The sequence below is a fragment of the Paenarthrobacter sp. NEAU-H11 genome (genome assembly GCF_050573415.1).
Classification (GTDB): domain Bacteria; phylum Actinomycetota; class Actinomycetes; order Actinomycetales; family Micrococcaceae; genus Arthrobacter.
This window is the reverse complement of sequence record NZ_JBNZGA010000001.1, coordinates 77035-99971: the sequence shown is the minus strand read 5'-3', so window position 1 is coordinate 99971 and position 22937 is coordinate 77035. Positions and strand designations below refer to the sequence as shown.

Sequence of the window (22937 nt, the reverse complement as noted above, 5' to 3'; positions counted from 1 at the left end):
TCGGGCGCCTCTGCGGAGGGCGAGCCCCTGGTCCCCGGAAAGGCGGTGGGACATGTACTCCAGTTCTGCCAACGTCTCCGAGCGCCAGGCCGCGCCGCCGTCGCTGGCCATCTCCACGGTCATCTTCGCGCTCCGCCCCAGTGAAAAATCCGGGCGCCCTACGCTCTGGCTGCCGCTGGTGCGAAGGATCCGGGAACCCTTCAAAGGACTATGGGCGCTGCCGGGCGGCCCGCTGAGCCACGCGGAGTCGCTCCAGGACGCGGCCTCACGGAACCTGAGGGAGACAACAGGACTTGCCCCCAGCTACCTGGAGCAGTTGTACGCGTTCGGCGGGCTTCACCGCTCACCCACCCAGCGCGTGGTTTCGATCGTCTACTGGGCCCTGGTCCAGCCGACCGAAGCCGCGCTCGCGGATGAGTCCGAGAACGTCCGGTGGTTCCGTGCGGACCGCCTTGGCGAACTCGCCTTTGACCACAACGCGATCGTGGACTACGCGTTGTGGCGGCTGCGCAACAAGTTGGCCTACGGCTCCGTGGCCTACCACCTGCTGGGGGAATACTTCACCCTGGCCCAGGTGCGGGAGGTTTACGAAGCCGTCCTGGACCGCGAGTTGGATCCGGCGAACTTCCGCAGGCAGCTCAAGTCCACCCCCGAAATAGAGGAAACGGGCGAGTACCTCCAGGGTGGCAAGCACCGTCCACCGCGCCTCTACCGCTTTACCGGCCGGCCCGGCCTTGACCCAGACAACAGGAGCACACCATGAGCAGCGTCAACACGGCAATCCAGCTGATCACGCGCGAGCAGGCCGAAAACGGCGCCACCGCAAAGGGCAGCACCTGCAGCCCGGCCCTGGCCAAGGGCCCCTGGGACTACGACCTTGCCGAGGCGCTCGCCGGCGTTCCCGCCTACGGCCCGGGTGCCTCCAGTGCGGACGTGGCTCCCGCCGCCACCCCCCGCCAGGGCCAGCTGCCCGAGGAATACAAACTGGCCAGCGACGCCGAGCTGGGCGAAAGGATCCTGGCCGCGAAGGCTGCGCTGGGGGACCGGGCCGTCATCCTGGGGCACTTCTACCAGCGCGATGAAGTGATCCAGTACGCCGACTTCGTGGGCGACTCCTTCCAGCTGGCCAACGCCGCACTCACCCGTCCGGACGCAGAGGCGATCGTTTTCTGCGGCGTCCACTTCATGGCCGAAACCGCTGACATCCTCTCCGCCCCCGGGCAGGCCGTCATCCTGCCCAACCTGGCGGCCGGCTGCTCCATGGCGGACATGGCCGACGCCGACTCCGTGGCTGAGTGCTGGGAGCAGCTTGAGGAGATTTACGGCACGGAGCCCGACGCCGAGGGCCGGGTTCCGGTCATCCCCGTCACCTACATGAATTCCTCCGCCGCCCTGAAGGCCTTCTGCGGCGAGCGCGGCGGCATCGTCTGCACCTCCTCCAACGCCAGGACCGTCCTGGAGTGGGCGTTCCAGCGCGCCCGGCGGGTGCTGTTCTTCCCGGACCAGCACCTGGGCCGCAACACTGCCAAGGCCCTGGGCGTGCCGCTGGAGCAGATGCCCATGTGGAATCCGCGCAAGGACCTGGGCGGCAACGACGAACAGGCGCTGCTCGATTCCCGCGTCATCCTGTGGCACGGGTTCTGCTCGGTGCACAAGCGCTTCACCGTGGCCCAGATCGAGAAAGCCCGCGCCGATTTCCCCGGCGTCCAGGTGATCGTGCACCCGGAGTGCCCCATGGAGGTGGTGGACGCTGCCGATTCGGCCGGCTCCACCGACTTCATCAGGAAGGCCATCGCCGCGGCCACGGAGCCCACCACTTTTGCCATCGGCACAGAGATCAACATGGTGAACCGGCTCGCCGCCGAATACCCGCAGCACACCATCTTCTGCCTGGATCCCGTGATCTGCCCCTGCTCCACCATGTACCGCATCCACCCGGGCTACCTTGCCTGGGTGCTGGAGGAACTGGTGGCCGGGCGGATCGTCAACCGGATCACGGTGGCGGACTCCGTCCAGGACCATGCACGGACCGCGCTCGAGCGCATGCTCGCCGCCAGGCCATAATGTCCGCCGCGCCCATTGTTCACGGCACACGCCGGCGGCTGGTCGTCGTCGGCAGCGGTATTGCCGGACTTTACGCCGCACTGCTGGCGGCCGACGCCGGGGCAGACGTGGTGCTGCTGAGCAAGGGCCAGCTTTGCGAGAGCAACACCTGGTACGCCCAGGGCGGCATCTCAGCCGTGCTGGACGAGCCCACCCCCGGGGACACCGTTGCGGCCCACATTGCCGACACCCTGCAGGCAGGTGCGGGACACTGCAACGAAGAGGCAGTCCGGCTCATGTGCACGGAGGCCCGCAGGGACATTGCCGGGCTGGAACGGTTCGGCGTGGTCTTTGATCCCGGTGAAGACGGCGGCCCGGCATTGGGGCTGGAAGCCGCCCATTCCGCCCCGCGGATCCTGCACGCGGGCGGCGACGCCACAGGCGCGAAGGTGGCCGCGGCCCTGATCCGTGCAGTGCTGGCCCGGCAGGCAGGCGGTTCCCTGGCACTTCATACCGGCGCCCACGCCACAGCCCTCCGGCAAACGGACGGCCACGTCAACGGCGTCGAGTTCCTGCAGGACGGCCGGACACTCACACTGCGCGGGGACGCCGTGCTGCTCGCCACCGGCGGAGCAGGCCAGCTGTTTGCCCAGACCACCAACCCCGTGGTGGCCACCGCCGACGGCCTTGCGCTCGCCGTCCGCAGCGGGGCAGCAGTGTCCGACCTGGAATTCTTCCAGTTCCACCCCACCTGCCTGGTGCCCGGCGCCGGCACCCCGGGCCCGGGCCCGGGCACCGCGCGCGGGCTGGACCAGGATCCGCTCCTCATCTCCGAAGCCGTCCGCGGCGAAGGAGCCGTCCTTGTCGATGGCAACGGGAAGCGATTCATGCGGGCTTACCACCCCGGCGCCGAACTCGCCCCCCGCGACGTGGTCTCCCGCAGCATTGCCCTGCACCTTGCCAAGCTCGGCGATCCCAACGGCCACGTCTACCTCGACGCGCGCGTCATTGAGCAAGCAAAGGGTCCCGGATTCCTGGCGAAGCGGTTCCCCACCCTCACGCAGAGGACCCTCGACGCCGGCATCGACTGGACCCGCGAACTGGTTCCGGTGGCACCCGCGGCCCACTACTGGATGGGCGGAGTCCTTACCGACCTCCACGGGCGCACCACGGTTCCCGGACTGTATGCGGCCGGGGAAGTTGCGTGCACCGGGGTCCAAGGGGCAAACCGGCTGGCCAGCAACTCCCTCCTGGAGGGACTCGTCTTCGGCCGCCGCGCTGTTGAACACTTCCTATCTCCTGACGTTCCCGGCTGGGGTGCGCCTGCCGGCGCTCCTCCGCTCGCTGGCTCGGCCGCGGGCGGCCTCCCCTTGACGCTCGCTTCCGGAGCCCCGGAAGGCGCCGAAGACGGGTCCGCCTTGGGTGCGACTTCAGCAGGCGCCGGGGCCGGGTTCGATGCACTGGGTGGGAGCCGGCCGTCCAACTTCGGTGGGGGGAGTGAGCCGTTCTCCCGTGAGGCCCTGCGCCGGCTGATGACTGCCAAGGCCGGGGTGCTTCGCTCCGGGGAGCTGCTCCGGGAAGCGGGGGACACCCTGGGGCGGTGGGCCGCCGTCGTTCGTCCCGGCACTGTTGCCCCTGCCGCGGACGCCCGACTGCATGAGGACCGGAACCTGCTGCTGGCAGCGCAGCTCCTGGTGGCTGCGGCCCAGGAACGCCAAGAGTCCTTGGGCGCCCATTACCGCAGCGATTGCCCGGAGGATGCTTCCGGCATCAGGGAAGAATTCGACACCACGTACCCGAACCGCCCGAAAGTGAGCGTCCTCCATGACTGAAACAACCCTGCTTGACCTGGCGCTGCCGTCGGCGCCGGTGCGGGAGATCCTGGAGCGCGCCTTCGCCGAAGACGCTCCGGCGGGGGACATCACCTCCCAGCTGCTCATCCCCGCCGAAGCCCGCGCCACCGCCGTGCTGAACGCCCGCGTGCCCGGCGTCTTCAGCGGCGCCACCGTGTTCCGCGACGCCATGCTGCTGGCGGACCCGGACACGGACGTGGAACTGCTGCTGGGGGACGGCGACAGGTTCGACGCCGGCACGCACCTCGCGAGGGTGAGCGGACGGGCCCGCTCGGTCCTCCTCGCCGAACGCGTGGCCCTCAACCTGGTCCAGCGGATGTCCGCGATCGCCACCAGGACCGCGGAATTCGTTGAGCTCACCGAAGGGACGCCCGCCCGCATTACCGACACCCGCAAGACCACCCCCGGACTGCGGATCCTGGAGCGCTTCGCGGTGCGCTGCGGGGGAGGCGCCAACCACCGGTACAGCCTGTCGGACGCGGTTCTCGCCAAGGACAACCACCTGGCCGTCATGACCGGAGGGGACCCCGCCAGGCTCACGGGACTGCTCCTGGCCGCCAAGGCGCAGCTGGGGCACACCACGCACTTCGAGGTCGAGGTGGACCGGATGGACCAGATCGAACCTGTCCTGGCGGCAGGCGTGGACACCATCATGCTGGACAACTTCACCGTGGAGGAGCTGCGCGCCGGCGTTGCCCTGGTTGCAGGCCGGGCACGGGTGGAGGCCAGCGGCAACGTCAACCTCACCACCGTCGCGGGAATTGCCGCCACGGGGGTGGACGTCATCTCCGTTGGCGCGCTCACCCACACGGTGGCCGCGCTGGACCTCGGCCTGGACGTGGAACTGACGGCCGGGTGAATACACCATGATCTTCCTTGATGCTGCCGCCACCACCCCGGTCCGCCGCGAGGTCCTGGACGCCATGTGGCCCTACCTGACCGGCGAGTTCGGAAACCCCTCCAGCCACCACACCCTGGGCGAGGCTGCTGCCAGGGCGCTCGCGGATGCAAGGGCCTCGGTGGCAGCGGTCCTGGGCTGCCGGCCCGGTGAGGTCACCTTCACCTCCGGCGGCACCGAAGCGGACAACCTGGCCGTTAAAGGCATTGCCCTGGCGCGGCAGGCAGCCGACCCCGCGCTGAACCGGGTGGTGATCAGCGGCGTCGAACACCCGGCCGTTGAGGAGTCCGCACGGTACCTGGCACGCTTCCACGCCTTCGAGGTTGACGTGGTGCCGGTGGACGGGACCGGGCAGGTCACTCCCGAGGCGCTCCTCGCAGTACTGCGCCCGGAAACCGCGCTGGTCAGCATCATGTACGCCAACAATGAAGTGGGGACGGTCCAGCCGGTCGCCGAACTGGCCGCCGCAGCACACAGCCATGGGGTTCCCTTCCATACGGATGCAGTGCAGGCGGCGGGCTGGCTGCCCCTTGACACCAGGGCGCTGGGCGTTGACGCGATGAGCCTTTCGGGCCACAAACTGGGGGCACCCAAGGGCTGCGGGGTGCTCTTCGTCCGCGGCCGCACCAGGATCGAGCCGCTGATCCACGGCGGCGGCCAGGAGCGCGGCCGCCGTTCGGGGACGGAGAACGTTGCAGGTGCCGTGGGGCTGGCCGCCGCGCTGGCACTCGCCCAGGCCGGCCAGGAGGAAGAACGACGGCGGGTGGCCGCCCTGCGGGACAGCTTTATTGACGCCGTGCTCACGGGGGTACCGGGGGCGGTGCTGACCGGGCACCCCGCAGAGCGGCTGCCCTCCGTGGCATCGTTCTGCTTCCCCGGAACCAGCGGCGAATCGGTGCTCCTGGAACTGGAGCGCCAAGGGGTGGTGTGCTCGAGCGGCTCCGCCTGCGCAGCCGGGTCCGATGCGCCGTCGCCGGTCCTCACGGCCATGGGGTTCGAGGCTGAGGTGGCCCAGACAGCGGTCAGGTTCAGCTTTGACGCCGCGGTGGCGGGGGAGGACCTGGCGGTTGCCGCCAAAGCTGTCCGGCAGGCAGTGGCAAGCGTGCGGACCCTCGGCTCCTAGCCGTTACGGATGCCCCCGGTGCGACCTGCTAGTAGAGCTCTCCGACGGGGATATCCACGGCCAGCCGGTTTGACGGGCCCGGCAGGGGGCACGCCCAGGCCTCGTTGTAGGCGCAGGACGGGTTGTAGGCAAAGTTGAAGTCCAGGACAAAGGGGGCATCCGGTCCTGTCCCGTGGACGCCGTGGAAGGCTCCCTTGATGGTGTCCAGGAGGTAGCGGCCTGCCCCGTAGCTTCCGCCGGGCTGGCCTGCGGTCGCGTCGCGGAAGGGCACGAAGATGCCGCCGCCGTAGCCCCGCAGCTTCCACACGGCGAGCTGCCCCATCTCGGGGAGGTCGAACGTGCCCATCCTGACGAAGTTCACCACGCCGTCGGTCCCGGTTTCGATGCTCATTTCCCGTCCGGCACCTTCCTTGGTCAGCGGAACGTGGAAACGGAAAATCGGATCATAGTCCGCAGTCTTCAAGCCCCCGAAGCGTGCTTTCTCCTCGGCAGTCAGCGGGGATGCAGGGTGCGTGGCGAACATGAGGTCCCGCTGGTGGCGCCAATACAGATGCGCTTCCGCCGGACTCTCGGCCGAGACTTTGCGGACATTGGCGTACAGGCCAAAGGTCCGGAGGCGCCAGTCGGCGATGTCGACGGCGGAAATGTCCGCCAAATCTTCTTCGGCCGTGCCGTGGTGGGCTTCCATAAGCACCAGCCTAGTCCCCGGCGCCGGAGTTGCGCGTCCGACGGCGACACGCATCCCTGCCATACGGCTTCCGCGCATCGGCGCAGGCCGAAACACCGTCCGGGGAAAGGACCCGACGCTGCCGCGTCCCGTTAGGCTGGCTGCATGGAAGGCATGGCAACATCAAGGGCCCTGGCGGGCGCATCAGTGCTCGTGGCCGGCGCGCTCCTGGCAGGATGCTCCACACCGTCAAACAGCGGGCCGGGATGGACAGCGGAGCCTGGCGGGCCGGGCACCGCGGCCGCCTCCACCGCGCCGGCGGAAGCATCAGCGTCAGCAACGGCCTCCGGAAGCGCCAAGCCCGGTGCCACGGAGTCCGCTACGGCCGGGCCCGTGGCCACGGCTTCCGCCTGGAAAACCTTCTCGGACCCTGCAAAGAGCGTGAGTTTCGAGCTGCCGCAGGAGTGGATAGCGCAGTCGGTGGCCCCGGAGGAGGGTGCCCTGCCCGGGGCCTTGAAGGTCGAGGTGAAGAAGCCCGACGGCACCTTCATGGCGGCACTGCGGACGGGACTCCCGCCGTCGTCCGCTGAATGTCCGCAGGACGCGCGGCGGCCCTACACCGTGATCAGCAGCGTGCCGTCGGACATGAAAGCCGAAGGCGGGGAGGGGACCATTCCGCCCAGGGTTGTGTTCAGGGTGATCCAGGGGTACCGGTACTTCGGCTCGTACGGGGTCACGAACCTTGTGGGCGGGGCGGACGGCCAGGCCTGCGAACTGCGCAACGTCATCCGGGGCCCGGCCGGCAAGGGGGACTACTCCTTCGGTGACCTGGTAGCCGTCAGGGCATTCGCGCCAGACGAAAAAGTGGCACCCGCCAAGGCATTCGACACTCTTGGCCAGGCCGCACAGTACGTCGGTGATAGCAGCGACTTCGCCAACGTCCAGCGGATGCTAATGTCTCTGGAGATCAAGAACTAGTCCCCGTTCCCGGCCCACATCAACGGCCGCGACAACCGGCGACTTCCTTCCACTGCCGACACCCCCGGAGAGTCATGGAACGCACTGTTTCCGCACGCCTGGTTTTCAGGACCACAGCCAACACCAAGGTGGCCATGGCCATAGCCGCGGCGAGGAACGACGGCTATTCCTCGTTTGAGGAAAGCCTGTCCATCACAGCCGGCGGCCGGCAGGTTCCCGTGTCCGAGGTGCCGGACCACCACGGCGGCAGGCTGCACTACATGGAGTTCACCGACCCGGCCGAAGTGACCGTGGAATACTCCGCGACGGTGGCGGGGAAGGCACTGCCCGAGGAAACCGGGCTGGCCGACCGGATCCGGTACGTCCGGCCCAGCCGCTACGCGGAATCTGACCGCCTGTTGCCCACCGCGTATGCCGAGTTCGAAGGACTCTGCGACGGCGAACTGCTGCTCGCCGTCCGGAACTGGGTGAACGGGGAACTCCGGTACATGAGCGGCTCCTCCCGCGGCACGGACGGTGCGGTGGAGACACTCCTCAGCCGCCGCGGGGTGTGCCGCGACTTTGCGCACCTGGCCATTGCGCTGCTGAGGTCCAAGGACATACCCGCACGCCTGGCGGCCGTGTATGCCCCCGGCCTGAGCCCCATGGACTTCCACGCCGTGGCCGAAGCATACGTGGAAGGCGCATGGCACGTCATCGATCCCACCGGGCTGGCCCCGCGGGAGTCGATGCTGCGGATCACGGCGGGCAGGGACTCTGCCGACACGGCGTTCCTGTCCACGGTGGGCGGAAGCCTGACGCTGAACCAGATGCAGGTCACCGCCGTGGTCAACGGAGACCTCCCGGTTGAGGATCCCGCCCGGCTGGTGGCGCTGGGCTAGCCCGGTTCCTGCCGGGGCGGGCGCGGTCCCAGGGAGCTCCTGAGCTTGGTGGTGAGCCTTGTCAGTTCCTTCTGCTCAGCCGGTGTCAGGGCGGGACCCAGGACGGCGGAGATATCGCGCACGTGCTCGCGCCCGATCTCCTTCTGAAGCTCCCGCCCCTCGTCAGTCAGCTTCAGGAGCACGCCACGGCCATCCTCCGGTGCCGGCATCCTGGCCACGAGCCCGCGCTTCTCCAGCCGCTCCACCAGGCGGCTCAGGCTGGACTGGCTCAGCAGGACGTTGTCATTGAGCTCGTTGAGCCGCAGCCAGCCTGACGGGCAGCGGGACAGCGTGAACAGGACGTCGTACTCGTTCACCGCGAGCTTCCGGAACGCAGGCCCGGACTGCAGCTTGCGCATCACCGCCACCTGGGCCCGGAACAGCGACTCCCAGGTCTCTGCTGCGAGGCGGACCGGCGATTCAGGAGCCTTGCCGGCCATCACGCCTCCGCAGCAGACTTCTCGGCGTCCTGCGCTGCCAGCAGCGCGGCAACCCGGCCGGCGTGCGTGGGCGGCTCAGGAATGTGCGCGGGCTTGCGGGCGGCGTATTCCTTGCGCAGGACGGGCAGGACTTCCTCGCCGAACAGGTCCAGCTGCTCCAGCACCGTCTTCAGCGGCAGGCCGGCGTGGTCGATCAGGAACAGCTGCCGCTGGTAGTCGCCGAAGTACTCCCGGAACGTCAGCGTCTTTTCGATGACCTCCTGCGGGCTGCCGACGGTCAGCGGCGTCTGGGAGGTGAAGTCCTCCAGTGACGGGCCGTGCCCGTACACAGGGGCATTGTCGAAGTAGGGGCGGAACTCCTTGACGGCGTCCTGGGAGTTCTTCCGCATGAAGAACTGGCCGCCCAGGCCCACAATCGCCTGGTCCGCCTTGCCGTGGCCGTAGTGCTCGTAGCGCTCCCGGTAGAGGCCGATCAGCTGCTGATAGTGCTCCTTGGGCCAGAAGATGTTGTTGGCGAAGAAGCCGTCCCCGAAGTAGGCCGCCACTTCCGCGATCTGCGGCGTGCGGATGGAACCGTGCCACACGAAGGGAGCGACGCCGTCAAGCGGGCGGGGCGTGGACGTAAAGTTCTGCAGCGGGGTCCGGAACTTGCCGGACCAGTTGACGGTGTCCTCGTCCCAGAGCTTGCGCAGCAGGCTGTAGTTCTCGATGGCCAGCTCCACGCCGTCCTGGATGTTCTTGCCGAACCACGGGTACACCGGCGCGGTGTTGCCGCGGCCCAGGACCAGGTCCACCCGGCCGTCAGCCAGGTGCTGGAGCATCGCGAAGTCCTCGGCGATCTTGACCGGGTCGTTGGTGGTGATCAGCGTGGTCGCCGTTGAAAGGGTGATCCGCTCGGTCTGGGCGGCGATGTAGGCAAGGGTGGTGGTGGGGGAGGAGGAGAAGAACGGCCGGTTGTGGTGCTCGCCCAGGGCGTAGACATCCATCCCGATTTCCTCCACCTTTTTGGCGATGGCCACCGAGGCCTTGATGCGTTCGTTCTCGGTGGGGGTCCGGCCCGTCGTGGGGTCCGTGGTGATGTCGCTGACGCTGAAAACACCGATCTGCATGATGTGCCTTTCCGTTCCTGGACTGCTGGCTTGTTCCCAGTGTAGTCCAATTTAGATGCATTTGCATCTATCGACGGGTACAACGCGTCCTGCGGGAAAATATTCCGGGCCTGCCGTCGGCCCTGCCTATTCGGGGCTTCCGGGTGCAGCGCGCCTGCCGCTGGTTTTCCGCACCATGCCGGTGGTCCAGTCCCGGAACTCCTCATCGACGTCAGCCCCCGGGCCGAATTCCGGCCTCGCCTGCAGTTCCCGGAGCAGGGCCTTCCTCTCGCGCCGGCCCTCCACCAGCCTGTACAGGACAGGCACCAGGACCAGGGTGAGGGCCGTGGAGGAGATGAGCCCTCCGATGACCACCACAGCCAGGGGCTGCGAGATAAAGCCGCCGCCGCCCGTGAGGCCCAGCGCCATGGGGGTGAGGGCGAACACCGTTGCAAGGGCTGTCATCAGGATGGGACGCAGGCGCTGGCGCGACCCGTGCGTGATCGCGTCCGCAACGTTCATGCCCGGCCGTCCGTCGCGCGGCTGCCGGTACTGGTTGATGAGGTCGATGAGCACGATCGCGTTGGTGACCACAATGCCCACCAGCATGAGCATGCCGATCAACGAAGGCAGTCCCAGCGGGACCCCGGTGACCAGGAGCAGTGCGACGGCCCCGGTGGCCGCGAACGGCACCGAGACCAGCAGGATCAGCGGCTGGACGAGCGACTTGAAGGTGGCCACCATGATGACGTAGACGATGGCGATTGCCGCCAGCAGCGCGAGCCCGAGCTGCTGGAAGGACTCCTGCTGCTGGGTGGTGGCACCGCCGATTTCGGCGGTGACGCCCGCCGGCAGCTGTACTTCTTCGAGCCGTTTCTGGACCTCCGCGTTGACGGCGCCCAGGTTGGAGCCCGACGGCGTCACGGAGATCCGCGCTGTGCGCTGGCCGTTGCTGGCGGTGATGGATACAGGGACGTCCACCTGTTCAACCGCGGCGATGGTGCCGAGCGTGACAGGGCCCCCGGCTGCCGGCAGGGGAATTTGCCGGACCGCGTCGATGCTGGTGAACCTGGTGCCTTTGCCGATCCGGACCGGGAAGTCATCCGTGTCGATCCGGACGGTTCCGGCGGGGATGGGGCTGATGGTGGATGCGAGCACGCCCGCAACCTGTTCCTCGTTGAGCCCGGCGGCGACGGTCTTCGCCCGGTCAACCTTGACCTGGACCACCGGCTGGCTTGCCGCGAGGTTGGTTGCCACCTCGCTGGTGCCCGGTACGCCGGTCATCGCCGAAACCATGGTGTCGCTGGCCTCGCGGAGGTCGGCGGTGGTGGCGGCCTTGAGCGTGATGTCCACCGTGGACGATGTGCCGAAGCCGCCCTGCTGGGTGCCCACCGAGACCTTCCCGGAATCGGGGACCTTCGCCAGTTCGCTCCGCACCGTCTCCTGCAGCCGTGCCTGGTTCGCCTTTTCGTCCGTGACCACCGTGAACGTGGAGTTCGAGGACCCGGTGGAGGTGAGCGCGGCGAACCCGGCCTGCGCGTTGCCGGACGTCACCTGGACGTCCTTCACGCCGTCGATGCCTCGAAGGACTTCTTCCAGCCGGACGGCCGCTGCGCTGGTGTCCGCCAAACTGGTTCCGGCGGGCAGCACCTGCCGGACCGTGAGGCTGTTCTGGCCCGAGTTACCCAGGAGGTTCGTGGCCAGCAGGGGCGTCATGGCCGCCGTTGCGCCAAGCACCAGGACGGCGGCAACAAGGGTGAGCACCGGATGCTTCTGGGTTTTGGTGAGGATGGGCAGGTACCCGCGCTGGAGCCTGCTCCGCTGTTCCGCTTCCAGCGCCCGTTCCCGCACCTCGTCCGCGTTGCGGCGGGCAGCTGCTGAACCTGCCGCAGCCGCACCGGCCGCGGCGCCGGTGTTCTTCAGGAACCAGTACGCCAGCACCGGGACGATGGTCAGCGAAACCAGCAGGGATGCAAGCAGCGCCATGGTGACCGTGAGGGCAAACGGCCTGAACAGCTCGCCCGCGAGCTCACCCACGAAGGCAATGGGGAGGAAGACCGCAACGGTGGTGAGCGTGGATGCGGTAATGGCCCCCGCCACCTCCCTGATGGCGGTCAGGATGGCGGTGACCTTGTCTTCGCCGTAGCTCAGGTGCCGCTTGATGTTTTCAATGACCACAATGGAGTCGTCCACCACCCGGCCGATGGCGATGGTGAGCGCGCCGAGCGTCAGGATGTTCAGGGAATATCCGGTGGCGGACAGGCCGATAAAGGTGATCAGCAGCGAGAGCGGGATGGAGACTGCCGTGACCAGGGTGGAGCGGGTGGACATCAGGAAGACAAGGATGACCGCCACCGCGAAACCCAGCCCCAGCATGCCCTCGGTAGTGAGGTCCTTGATGGATTTTTCGATGAACGGTGCCTGGTCGAACACCGGGGTGAACTTGGCGTTCGAGCCAAGCTCGGCTTCGAGTTCGTCGAGGGTGTCCCGGACTGCGTGCGAAATGCCCACCGTGTCGCCTTCAGGCTTTTTGGTGATGGACACGGCAAGCGTTTCCGAACCGTTGGTCCGGGTGATGGAGGTGCGTTCGTCATCCTTGAGGGCGACGTCCGCCACGGCGCCGATCGTGGCGGCGTTCCTGGCCCCGGCAAGCGGAAGCGCCTTGATGGCGTCCAATGAATCGACCGGGCTGCCGATCTGCAGTGACAGCGTCTTGCCCTGCTCCTCCAGCGTTCCGGCCGGGATCAGCGCACCGTTGTTGGCCATCGCATCCCGGATGGAGGCGATGGTGGCGCCCGATGCCGCCATCGCGTCGGGCCGGGGAAGGATCTCGATGTGCTGGGTAGCGCCGCCTGTCACGTCGGCGCCCCGGACGCCGTCGATCTTCTGCAGGCGGGGCACGCTCAGCCGCTGGAGGTCGGCGTTGAGTTCGCTGAGGCCCTTGTCCGAGGAAACCGCCAGGAAAACGATGGGAAAATCATTGATGCTGCCGGCGAAGGCCTGCGGTTGGACGTCCTCGGGCAGGGTCCGCTTGGCGTTGGAGATGGCCCGGTCAATCTGGTTCCGTGCCCGGTCCAGGTTGGAACCGTACGTGAACACCATGGTGATCTGGGAGACGCCGCTGCGGGACGTGGAGGAGGTGGATTCCAGCCCCTCCACGCCGTTCAGGGCAGTCTCCAGCGGCCCGCTCACCTGCTTGTCCACCACCTCCGGGGAGGCACCCGGCATGGCGGTCAGCACGGTGATCTGCGGGAACTCGATCGACGGGATGAGTTCCTGCTTCAGCGACGACATGGTGATCACGCCAAAGACGGACGCGAAGACAGTCACCAGTGCGATCAGGGCCCGGTTCGCAAGTGAGAGTTGTGCCAGCCGGAACATCGCATGGTCTCCTGAGGGGTTGACTGACGGATACGGACCCGGACGTGCCGGCCGCCGGCCCCGGCAGGGTCAGCGGCTGGCGGAAACGCTCTCCAGCTGAAGCGACTTGGCTGTTGCCTTTTCCAGCTCGACGGCAAGCTCCGGGTTCTCGTCCAGCTTGACCCCGTAGCCGGGCATCATGTCCTTCAGCTTGGACTGCCAGCCCTTGAAGTTCCGCGGGAAGGTCTTCTTCAGCAGTTCGATCATGATAGGGACCGCAGTGGATGCTCCGGGGGACGCGCCCAGGAGCGCGCCGATGGAACCGTCACGGCCGGCGATCACTTCAGTTCCGAACTGGAGGATGCCGCCCTTCTGCGGATCTTTCTTGATGATCTGTACACGCTGGCCGGCTGTGATCAGTTCCCAGTCACCGTCCTTGGCCTCCGGGTAGTACTCACGCAGCGCTTCGACTTTGTCGCCGTGGCGCTTGGCCACTTCCTTGACCAGGTACGCGGTGAGGTCCATGTTGTCCTTCGCCACCGCCAGCATTGGAATGATGTTGCTCGGCCTGATGGACCGCGGAAGATCGAGGTAGGAACCGTTCTTCAGGAAGTTGGTGGAGAACCCCGCATACGGTCCGAACAGCAGCGAACGCTTTCCGTCCACGTACCGGGTGTCAAGGTGGGGCACCGACATGGGCGGCGCGCCCACCGATGCCTGGCCGTAGACCTTGGCACTGTGCTGGGCGGCGATGGTCTCGTCCGTGCAGCGGAAGAACTGCCCGGAGACCGGGAACCCGCCGTAGCCCTTGCTTTCCGGGATGCCCGAAGCCTGCAGCAGGTGCAGGGCGCCGCCGCCGGCACCCACAAACACGAACTTGGCGTGGATCTTGCCGTGCTCGCCTGACTTGGGGTACTTCAGCGAAAGGTCCCAGCCGCCGTCGGACGCCCTGGAGATGCCCGTGACGTCATGGCCGAAGTTGATTTCGACGCCGTTGTTCCCAAGGTAGGTGGTCAGTTCGCGGGTGAGTGCCCCGAAGTCGACGTCGGTGCCCTCTGCGGCGCGGGTAGCGGCGATGCGCTGCTTGGGATCGCGCCCCTTCACGATCAGCGGCGCCCACTTGGCGATCTGGCCGTGGTCCTCGGAGTACTCCATGCTCCGGAACAGGGTGTGGGGCTTGAGTGCCTCGTACCGGGTCCGCAGGAAGCGCGTGTGGTCCTCGCCGATGACGAAGCTCATGTGCGGCACGGTGTTGATGAAGCCCTTGGGCGAGCCGATCAGGTTCCGGTCCACCAAATGGGACCAGAACTGGCGGGACAACTGGAACTGTTCATTGATCTGCAGCGCCTTGGAGGGGTCCACTGAGCCGTCTTTGGCTGCAGGGGAATAGTTGAGTTCGCAGAGGGCAGCGTGGCCGGTGCCGGCGTTGTTCCACGGGCCGGAGCTTTCCAGCCCGGGCTGGTCCAGCCGTTCGAACTGGGAGATGGTCCAGTCCGGCTCCAGCTGCTTGAGGAATGCCCCCAGTGTGGCGCTCATGATGCCGCCGCCAATCAGGACGACGTCGGCATGTGGGGTCTTGGAAATGAAGGTCACGATCAGTCTCCGATTGCAGCGGCTCTGGCTGTCACAGAATATCCCCGGGCAGCGGACATACTGAAATTGGGCCGCTCCGTCAAGGCTTTAGTTGCACCTTCGTGAAAACTTCATTTAAGACCGGCGACGCCGGATAGCTCAGGACACGGTCGGACAGGGCCAGGGCGGAGATGGGGAAGGCGACGGGGACTGCGGGTACGGTCGCCGCAATCTGGGCGTTGATGGTGTGATATTGCTCATCCCGTTCCTTGCCTTCGGGCAACCCGCGCGCCCGGTTGATCTTCGAAAAGACCTGGGGATCATGGTAGCCAAACTCGCCGTTCTTCTCCCCGAAGAGGGGGCCCACGAAATTATCGGCATCGGAGTAGGAGCCGTTCCAGCCCAGGAGATGGAGCGCGTGGTCGCCGGGGGACTGCACCTTCTGCAGGTAGCCGTCGGACCAGTCCACCGGAACCGGCTGGATGTTGAATCCGACGGCGGTGAGCTGGCGGCTGATCTCGGCATAGACCTTCTCGGGGGTGGGCAGGTAGGGGCGGGTGACGTTCAGGGGGTAGTAGAACTTGAGTTCCTCGCCGGCGTACCCGCCCTCCTTCAGGTACTCCTTGGCCTTGGCGGGGTCGTGGCCCAACTCCGGGGCCTCGTTGTTGAAGCCGCTGATCTTGGGCGGGACGAACTGCGTGGCCTTGGCCGTGTTGTCGATGAAGAACCTGCGGATCAGGGTCTCCTTGTCGATCGCCATTTCGATCGCCTGGCGGACCTTCAGGTTCTGGAGCACGGGGACATCCTGGTTGATGCCCACGTACATGACGGAGAAGGGGTCGCGCTGGACGATCTGCTTTCCGCGCTTGACCAGTTGATCGAAGTTGCCCACCGTTACGGCGTCATAACCGTCGATCTTGCCGTCGAGCAGGGCCTGGAGCCTGGCCTGCGGGTGGTCGTAGGCGACGAAGTTGATGGTGGAAATCTGGCCGCGTTCGCCCCAATAGGACTTGTTGGTGGCCAGCGTCACGCTTCCTTCGTCCCAGGAGGAAAGGCTGAACGGACCGGTTCCCACCGGCTTGGTGCCAAAGGCGGAGACGGGCTGGCCGCCGCGGCTTTGGTCAAGGACATCGGCCTTGCCCGCGGCGAGGGCGGCAGGGGAGGCCATGGCAAAGGCCGGCAGCGTAAGGGCCTGGAGGAAGGCGGTGAACCGCTGGGTAAGGTCAATCCTCACAGTGTCCGCTGAGAGTGCGGTGCAGCTTTTGAAGATGGAGAGCTCCGGCTCGTCCGAATGCGCCTTGAAGACACCCTTGAAGGTTCCGCCCGGAGCCTGCCGCCTCAACTCCGCGGAAAAGGCGAACCAGCGGTTGAAGTTGACGCAGACGGCCTCCGCGTTGAACGGGGTCCCGTCCTGGAAAACGACGTCGGAGCGGAGTTTGAAGGTGTAGGAACGGCCTTCGTTCGATTCAGTCCACTCCGTGGCGAGCAATGGCGTGGGCTTTCCGGTGATTTGGTCCACTCCCACCAGCCCTTCGAGGATCTGGCGGGTAATGCGCTGGGACTCGACATCGTTGGACAGGGCCGGATCCAGGCCCAGGGGCTGGGCAGCAGTCCCAAAATTGAAGGTGGCGGCGGGCTCGGCGGCGGTTGTTGCGCTGGGGGAGTCCGACGACGGCGAGGGAGCAGGGACGGCCGTGCAGGAGGTCACGCCCAACGCCAGGAGGACAGCGCCCGTCTTGATGACTGTCCGCCGCGAAGTACTGCTGGGCACTCGTTTATCACCTCTGGATCTGCCGGAGCCGCCGCGTGCGGACCGAAGCCCAGTCTAATAGACGCCACCTGCAGATCCCTGGCGCCGCCGGGTGTTCCGGCCGCGGGGCAGCAGCGGCCTCCGCGGCACAGGGAAGCCGGGGGCCATCCTTTCGGCCCCCGGCTTCGCTGTTCCCGCGGACACGGTGGGGTGTCCGCACCTGGTGGTTACTTGGGCATCAGCACCGAGTCGATCAGGTAGACGGTGGCGTTCTTGGTCTGGACGCCGCCGCAGACCACGTTGGCGTTATCAACCTTGAGCTGGTCACCGCTGCCCGTGACAGTAACTGAACCGCCCTGGACCGTAGCGTGGGTGCCGGCGATCTTGTCGGGGGTGATCTGGCCGGGAACAACGTGGTAGGTCAGGATCTTGCTCAGGAGGGCGTCGTCCGTCTTCAGGGTTTCGATGGTGGCGGCATCGATCTTGGCGAAGGCGTCATCCACCGGAGCGAAGACCGTGAACTCGCCGCCGTTCAGCGTGTCCACCAGGTCAACCTTGGGGTTCAGCTTTCCGGAAACGGCCGCGGTGAGGGTTGTCAGGATCGGGTTGTTGGACGCTGCAACCGCCACCGGATCGAGGGCCATGCCTTCAACGGAGCCTGCACCTGAGGGGACCTTTTCGGCGTAGCCGGCGCAGCCCGGGCCAACCAGGTTGGCCGCCGGATCCATGGCCGCAGCGGAGGCGGTGGCGGACGGTGAAGGCGCCATGCTCGTAGCCGCCGGCGATTCCGCGGGAGCGGAGGAGCCGGACGTCGATGCCGAACCGCCACAGGCGGTGAGGCTGAGCAGAGCTGCTGCTGCTACGCCTGCGACGGTGAAGGTTGTGCGCTTGATGGTCTGCATTTCGGTTCTCCTTGGATTGTGGCGTCTGCCCGCCGCGGACACACTGTCGGACGGCGTCGTTCGAATCTTGCTGGTGGGCACCTGCCCTTGGCCGGTGTCTCACTGGGTATTCGGCCGGGGGCGGGACGCGGATGGGTGCATTCCAAGGAGTTTTTCGGCGCCCTGCGAATTTTGCCGTGCATACGCGCAGGTGGCGGGCCGGTTAAACGGAGTGGTCCCCCGGCCACAGCCGGGGGACCACATAGTGCGCAAGGGGGGACTTGAACCCCCACGCCCGAAGGCACAGGAACCTAAATCCTGCGTGTCTGCCAATTTCACCACTCGCGCAGGGCTTCCTGCCGCCGTTTCCCTTCGGCAGGGCCCGACGGCGGATGCCAGTGTCCATTGTAGCGTCGCCACGGCAGGGCTTTGGTTAGCGCCGCATGGTCAGGCGTCGAGGTTAAGGTCCCGCCGCAGCTTGGCAACGTGGCCCGTGGCCCTGACGTTGTACTGGGCCAGCGCAACCTTGCCCTCGGGGTCCACCACGATGGTGGAACGGATCAGCCCCTCGTAGGTCTTGCCGTAGTTCTTCTTCTCGCCCCAGGCACCGTACGCCTCCGCAACGGCATGGTCCGCGTCCGAGAGCAAGGGAAAAGTGAGCTCTTCCTTTGCCGCGAACTTCGCCAGTTTTTCCACCGGATCGGGGGAGATGCCCAGCACGTCGTAGCCGGCCGACTGGAGAGAGGCAAGGTTGTCGCGGAAATCGCACGCCTCCTTGGTGCACCCCGGTGTTGCGGCTGCCGGGTAGAAGTACACAATGGTGTGGCGGCCGGGGCGCCCGGACAAACTGACGTCCGCGCCGGAAGAGTCCTTCAGTGTGAAACCGGGCGCGTCGTCGCCGGTTACGAGTCTGTCAGCCAATGTTTTTCTCCTTTTCGCGGGCGGGACACACCAGCCTAGTAAGGGCAGGGAACCAGTGCTAATCGGCACTTGGCTATACTTGCTGCATGCCTGATATGGATCACTGGCCCACGGGGCGCCTCTTGTCCACTGCTGCGCGCCTCGTTGAACACTCCTGGAATGAAAAACTGGGTGCCATCGGCCTCACCCATGCGGGAGTCATTGCCATCGAGGTTCTCGATGCGCAAGGCCCCATGACCCAGGCGCAGCTTGCCCAATACGTTCGTGTCCAGGCGCAGACTATGGGTAAGACGCTCAGCCGCCTTGAGGCCCACGGACACATCGTCCGCGTCCGCAGCACGTCGGACCGCCGGAGCCATGTGGTGTCTCTCACCGAGCAGGGCAAAGAAGCCGTTAAGGCCGCGGTGGAAATGGAACGGTCGGTGCTGGCGTCAGCCTCAATTGATCCGGACTTGCTGCGTCAGGAACTCCAGGCTGTCGTGCGCGAACTGGCCAGCCAGTTCGCCACAACCCCCAGCTCCGCCAACGGCGCGCTGGTGGAGAACACACCCTAGAAGTAAGGCGCCGGCCTAGTCGCCGGCGGGCAGGCGTGACTGCGGCCTCCACGGGCTGCGGTCACGCCTTTTTTGTTGCCCGAGGACGGCCCCCGGCCACCGCCGCCACGTCGGCGCCACGCAGGTCCCTCCGCGGTGGCCAGGGGCCGAAACAAGTGGGGACACAACAAAACAGCCTCCTGCTCGCGTTTCCGCGAGCAGGAGGCTGTTTTCCCAATCGTGCACCCCCCGGGACTTGAACCCGGAACCCATTGATTAAGAGTCAATTGCTCTGCCAATTGAGCTAGAGGTGCATCTTTTTGCTGTGATCACCGGGCTTTTCTTTCCCGGTTGATCTCCGCAACGACATGAAACTCTACACGAACTTTTTGCGCATGTGAAATCGGGTGGAAAGCCGGGCCCGCATCGCGGGGGAGGGGGCAGAACCAGCACAAAATCAGGGTTTTTGTTGTCGGGTGGGAGCCGGAATCCGCCCTCCGGCGTCCTGGCGACGCCGCGGATCGTGCCGCACGGGCCTGTGAAATGGGCCACAGGGCAGCAGTGAAACCGGTGGTGGTGCCGTAGGCGCCGGCGCGGGCCTTACTCGAGCCGCTTCCGGCGGGGAACCCGGAAGCCCGCGGCCTCGGCATGGGCGGCCGACTCAAACCAGACCTCGGCCCGCACCTGGTCATATTCGGGATGCCCCTCCTCGTAATAGACCATGGTTCCGGCGTCACCCTTGACCGTGTAGCCGGCCGGTCCGCTGCCATCCGCTCCCGCGGCCGCTGAGCCCGCCCCGTAGGGTTCATCCGCCGCCAGGTGTCCTGCGGGTTCCGTCGCTGCTGCGGCCTGGGGCTGTCGGGCGTGGTCGGCTCCGTTTTCAGTCACGGCGGAAGACTGGGTGCGGTCCGCCGTTTCTGCCGCGGGCGCGCTGTCGGGAACGACGGCAGCTGTCGGCGTTGCGGGCGCGCCGCCACCGGCGGGCTGGCCGGCGGCAGAGGCACTCGCAGCACTACTCACAGCACCACGTGCAGTGCCGTTTTCAGTACCGGCACCCGCCGGCGTGGAAGCCCGGCCCGCCGGACCGGCGTCGTCCAGGTCCTCCACCGCCGCCGTCTCGGCGCCCGGGAGGGTGGGGGCCTGCGGCTCCGTGTATTCAGGGTGATGGACCGGCCGGGATGCCGGCGCCGGTTCTGCCGGCTGGTCCGCGGGAGCCGGGGAAGGAGCCGCCATGGACGCGCCACCGGTCCCGGCCGGGCTTTCCTGCAGAGGACTTTCCTGCGGCCCGCGGTGCGATGCTCCGCCGGCTGCAACGACAGAGGAGCCCGAGGCCTCGGACCATTTGGTTTCCCACTCGTCCTCGTCCTGGCGGCGGCGCTCGTCCTGGCCGGGTACTGGCGGGACTGCAGCCGGTGCCGCCGTATCTGCGGGTTCCTCTGCGGTGGTCGGCGCTGCAGGTTCGGCGGGACGGCCGAAACCTGCTGCGCCGGGAAGGCCGGTGGTGCCGGCTGCTTCAGCAGAGGCAGCGGCGCTTCCGCCCGAGAGCGCTCCGTCGGTGCGCGTGCGCTCGGCGCCGGACTCCCCGGACGGCTTGGATGCACTGTTGCGGTTCAGCAACCACCACACAACGCCGATGATGACAATGATCAGGATGATCCAGAAAACGAAATCCATGGCAGGCCCTTCAGTCCGGATGGCAAGGTGTCTTTTCCTGACGCTACGTCCGGCGGCCACGACTGTCCAGATTGACGGCAGTGGCTGTTGCGCGGGGCGGGGCATGGAAGACGCCCGTGAGCCGGCGCCGGGCGGGACGGGCCTCGAACGACTCGTCTCACTATGCGGGATGGCAGTCCATGATCCGGCATCGAATTTCAGGCTTTTGGTATTGAGGGGCGTGAACCTGTCGTTCCGGTGTGCAGCCGAGCCCTAGACTTTCCCCTATGAGTGACGCCCAGATCGCAACCGAGAACAAGCCTGACATCAAACCCCGGAGCCGGGTCGTAACGGACGGAATCCACGCGGCGCCCGCCCGCGGCATGTTCCGGGCGGTCGGTATGGGAGATGACGACTTCGCCAAGCCCCAGGTCGGCGTCGCCAGTTCCTGGAACGAAATCACTCCCTGCAACCTCTCCCTGAACCGGCTTGCGCAAGGCGCCAAGGAAGGCGTCCATGCCGGCGGCGGGTTCCCCATGCAGTTCGGCACCATTTCGGTTTCCGACGGCATCTCCATGGGCCATGAGGGCATGCACTTCTCCCTGGTGTCACGCGAAGTCATTGCCGACTCCGTGGAGACCGTTATGCAGGCGGAGCGGATTGACGGTTCGGTCCTGCTGGCCGGCTGCGACAAGTCCCTCCCCGGCATGCTGATGGCAGCTGCCCGCCTGGACCTGTCCAGCGTCTTCCTTTACGCCGGTTCCATCATGCCGGGCTGGGTCAAGCTTGAGGACGGCTCCGAGAAGGAAGTCACCCTCATCGACGCGTTCGAGGCCGTTGGTGCCTGCGCCGCGGGCAAGATGAGCATGGAGGACCTGACCCGCATCGAAAAGGCCATCTGCCCCGGCGAAGGTGCCTGCGGCGGGATGTACACGGCCAACACCATGGCCTGCATCGGCGAGGCCCTGGGCATGTCCCTGCCCGGCTCGGCCGCCCCGCCCTCGGCAGACCGCCGTCGTGATGAATTCGCCCGCAAGTCAGGCGAGGCAGTGGTCAACCTGCTCCGCCAGGGCATCACTGCGCGCGACATCATGACCAAGAAAGCGTTCGAGAACGCCATCGCCGTCACCATGGCCTTCGGCGGCTCCACCAACGCCGTGCTGCACCTCCTGGCGATCGCCCGCGAGGCCGAAGTTGAGCTGACGCTGGATGACTTCAACCGCATCGGCGACAAGATCCCCCACCTGGGCGACCTCAAACCGTTCGGCCGCTACGTCATGACCGACGTGGACAGGATCGGCGGCGTGCCGGTGATCATGAAGGCACTGCTCGACGCCGGCCTGCTGCATGGCGACTGCCTCACCGTCACCGGCAAGACCGTGGCCGAGAATCTCGACGCCATCAACCCGCCGGATGTGGACGGCAAGATCCTGCGCGCGCTGGACAACCCCATCCACAAGACCGGCGGCATCACCATCCTGCACGGCTCCATGGCGCCCGAGGGCGCAGTGGTGAAGAGCGCAGGCTTCGATGCCGATGTCTTTGAAGGCACCGCCCGAGTCTTCGAGCGTGAACAGGGAGCCCTGGACGCCCTGGACAACGGCCGGATCCACGCCGGGGACGTCGTCGTTATCCGCTACGAAGGCCCCAAGGGCGGTCCGGGCATGCGCGAGATGCTCGCCATCACGGGCGCCATCAAGGGCGCAGGCCTGGGCAAGGACGTCCTGCTCCTTACCGACGGCCGGTTCTCCGGCGGCACCACAGGCCTGTGCATCGGCCACGTGGCCCCGGAAGCGGTCGACGGCGGCCCCATCGCCTTCGTGAAGGACGGTGACCGTATCCGCGTGGACATCGCAGCCCGCAGCTTCGACCTGCTGGTGGACGAGGCCGAGCTCGAAGCCCGCAAGGTGGGCTGGGAGCCGCTCCCGGCCAGGTACACCAAGGGCGTGCTCGCCAAGTACGCCAAGCTGGTGCACAGTGCCAGCACAGGCGCATACTGCGGCTGATGCCTTCCCCTTGCATGAGTCGCTGAGCGCCTCATGCAAGGGGCCCCTCGGCATCACCCTTGTTTAGCCCCTTCCGGGCCAGGGTGATTGGCTGTAGGTTTTGATCCTTCCGCTGGAGGATCAATAAGTGGACAATGGGGTCCACATGGTGAGATCGTGACACGGCTCGTTGACACGCATCTCGCCCAGAGGGAAAACTGAACGCATGACTTTCGTTACCAGCTGCGCTGTTGCAGAAGCAGTCGTCGTCC

At 66.7% G+C, this 22937-nt stretch carries 18 protein-coding genes and 2 tRNA genes; 9 read left to right on the top strand and 11 right to left on the bottom strand.

Annotated features, from left to right (window positions below; genetic code table 11):
* Nucleotides 1–52: 52 nt before the first annotated feature.
* The 5 genes from ACQ3DC_RS00460 to ACQ3DC_RS00440 are packed head-to-tail and all read left to right on the top strand — an operon-like array spanning nucleotide 53 to nucleotide 5917.
* The gene (locus ACQ3DC_RS00460) at nucleotides 53–763 is read left to right on the top strand and encodes an NUDIX hydrolase (protein WP_104998334.1); all 711 of its coding nucleotides are present in this window, start codon (nucleotides 53–55) and stop codon (nucleotides 761–763) included.
* Nucleotides 760–2064, top strand: a complete 1305-nt coding sequence (gene nadA / locus ACQ3DC_RS00455) for a quinolinate synthase NadA (protein WP_323056536.1) — start codon at nucleotides 760–762, stop codon at nucleotides 2062–2064. The genes ACQ3DC_RS00460 and nadA overlap by 4 nt, the downstream gene beginning before the upstream one ends.
* Nucleotides 2064–3875, top strand: a complete 1812-nt coding sequence (gene nadB, locus ACQ3DC_RS00450) for an L-aspartate oxidase (RefSeq protein ID WP_430751304.1) — start codon at nucleotides 2064–2066, stop codon at nucleotides 3873–3875. Before nadA ends, nadB begins: the two co-directional genes overlap by 1 nt.
* Nucleotides 3868–4755, top strand: a complete 888-nt coding sequence (gene nadC, locus ACQ3DC_RS00445) for a carboxylating nicotinate-nucleotide diphosphorylase (protein WP_430751303.1) — start codon at nucleotides 3868–3870, stop codon at nucleotides 4753–4755. The genes nadB and nadC overlap by 8 nt, the downstream gene beginning before the upstream one ends.
* A gap of 7 nt (nucleotides 4756–4762) precedes the next feature.
* Nucleotides 4763–5917: a cysteine desulfurase family protein gene (locus ACQ3DC_RS00440; protein WP_157241864.1), complete on the top strand. Its 1155-nt coding sequence runs from the start codon at nucleotides 4763–4765 to the stop codon at nucleotides 5915–5917.
* 28 nt (nucleotides 5918–5945) lie between these two features.
* On the opposite strand, the gene ACQ3DC_RS00435 is transcribed toward ACQ3DC_RS00440, so the two are convergent.
* Nucleotides 5946–6605: a DUF1684 domain-containing protein gene (locus tag ACQ3DC_RS00435; RefSeq protein WP_157241865.1), complete on the bottom strand. Its 660-nt coding sequence runs from the start codon at nucleotides 6603–6605 to the stop codon at nucleotides 5946–5948.
* A 144-nt stretch (nucleotides 6606–6749) separates the two neighbouring features.
* On the opposite strand from ACQ3DC_RS00435, the gene ACQ3DC_RS00430 reads away from it, so the two are divergent.
* Nucleotides 6750–7562, top strand: coding sequence for a hypothetical protein (locus ACQ3DC_RS00430; RefSeq protein ID WP_197432491.1), 813 nt, complete (start codon nucleotides 6750–6752; stop codon nucleotides 7560–7562).
* Between the two features lie 74 nt (nucleotides 7563–7636).
* Nucleotides 7637–8443: a transglutaminase-like domain-containing protein gene (locus ACQ3DC_RS00425; protein ID WP_421092327.1), complete on the top strand. Its 807-nt coding sequence runs from the start codon at nucleotides 7637–7639 to the stop codon at nucleotides 8441–8443.
* Here the strand turns inward: ACQ3DC_RS00425 and ACQ3DC_RS00420 are convergent.
* From ACQ3DC_RS00420 to bcp, 8 genes are all read right to left on the bottom strand, one after another.
* Nucleotides 8440–8922, bottom strand: a complete 483-nt coding sequence (locus ACQ3DC_RS00420; protein WP_157241867.1) for a MarR family winged helix-turn-helix transcriptional regulator — start codon at nucleotides 8920–8922, stop codon at nucleotides 8440–8442. The genes ACQ3DC_RS00425 and ACQ3DC_RS00420 overlap by 4 nt on opposite strands.
* Nucleotides 8922–10031: an LLM class flavin-dependent oxidoreductase gene (locus tag ACQ3DC_RS00415; RefSeq protein ID WP_157241868.1), complete on the bottom strand. Its 1110-nt coding sequence runs from the start codon at nucleotides 10029–10031 to the stop codon at nucleotides 8922–8924. The genes ACQ3DC_RS00420 and ACQ3DC_RS00415 overlap by 1 nt, the downstream gene beginning before the upstream one ends.
* 126 nt (nucleotides 10032–10157) lie before the next feature.
* A complete protein-coding gene (locus tag ACQ3DC_RS00410; protein ID WP_430751302.1) occupies nucleotides 10158–13391 on the bottom strand; it encodes an efflux RND transporter permease subunit in 3234 nt (1077 codons plus the stop codon).
* A 69-nt stretch (nucleotides 13392–13460) separates the two neighbouring features.
* Nucleotides 13461–14963, bottom strand: coding sequence for a malate:quinone oxidoreductase (locus ACQ3DC_RS00405; protein WP_430751301.1), 1503 nt, complete (start codon nucleotides 14961–14963; stop codon nucleotides 13461–13463).
* Between the two features lie 79 nt (nucleotides 14964–15042).
* The gene (locus tag ACQ3DC_RS00400; RefSeq protein ID WP_321213830.1) at nucleotides 15043–16713 is read right to left on the bottom strand and encodes an ABC transporter substrate-binding protein; all 1671 of its coding nucleotides are present in this window, start codon (nucleotides 16711–16713) and stop codon (nucleotides 15043–15045) included.
* Nucleotides 16714–16919: 206 nt separating this feature from the next.
* A complete protein-coding gene (locus tag ACQ3DC_RS00395; protein ID WP_157241871.1) occupies nucleotides 16920–17594 on the bottom strand; it encodes a fasciclin domain-containing protein in 675 nt (224 codons plus the stop codon).
* Nucleotides 17595–17839: 245 nt separating this feature from the next.
* Nucleotides 17840–17921: transfer RNA gene (locus tag ACQ3DC_RS00390), tRNA-Leu, on the bottom strand.
* 99 nt (nucleotides 17922–18020) lie between these two features.
* The gene (gene bcp, locus ACQ3DC_RS00385) at nucleotides 18021–18494 is read right to left on the bottom strand and encodes a thioredoxin-dependent thiol peroxidase (protein WP_157241872.1); all 474 of its coding nucleotides are present in this window, start codon (nucleotides 18492–18494) and stop codon (nucleotides 18021–18023) included.
* 95 nt (nucleotides 18495–18589) lie between these two features.
* On the opposite strand from bcp, the gene ACQ3DC_RS00380 reads away from it, so the two are divergent.
* A complete protein-coding gene (locus tag ACQ3DC_RS00380) occupies nucleotides 18590–19048 on the top strand; it encodes a MarR family winged helix-turn-helix transcriptional regulator (RefSeq protein ID WP_157243103.1) in 459 nt (152 codons plus the stop codon).
* 220 nt (nucleotides 19049–19268) lie between these two features.
* On the opposite strand, the gene ACQ3DC_RS00375 is transcribed toward ACQ3DC_RS00380, so the two are convergent.
* Nucleotides 19269–19341, bottom strand: a tRNA-Lys gene (locus ACQ3DC_RS00375).
* 286 nt (nucleotides 19342–19627) lie between these two features.
* Nucleotides 19628–20701 (bottom strand): hypothetical protein, encoded by a 1074-nt coding sequence (locus ACQ3DC_RS00370; protein WP_430751300.1) that lies wholly within the window; start codon nucleotides 20699–20701, stop codon nucleotides 19628–19630.
* Nucleotides 20702–20967: 266 nt separating this feature from the next.
* Here ACQ3DC_RS00370 and ilvD point away from each other — a divergent pair, with 266 nt between their 5' ends.
* Nucleotides 20968–22686, top strand: coding sequence for a dihydroxy-acid dehydratase (gene ilvD / locus ACQ3DC_RS00365; RefSeq protein WP_157241874.1), 1719 nt, complete (start codon nucleotides 20968–20970; stop codon nucleotides 22684–22686).
* Nucleotides 22687–22937 lie beyond the last annotated feature (251 nt).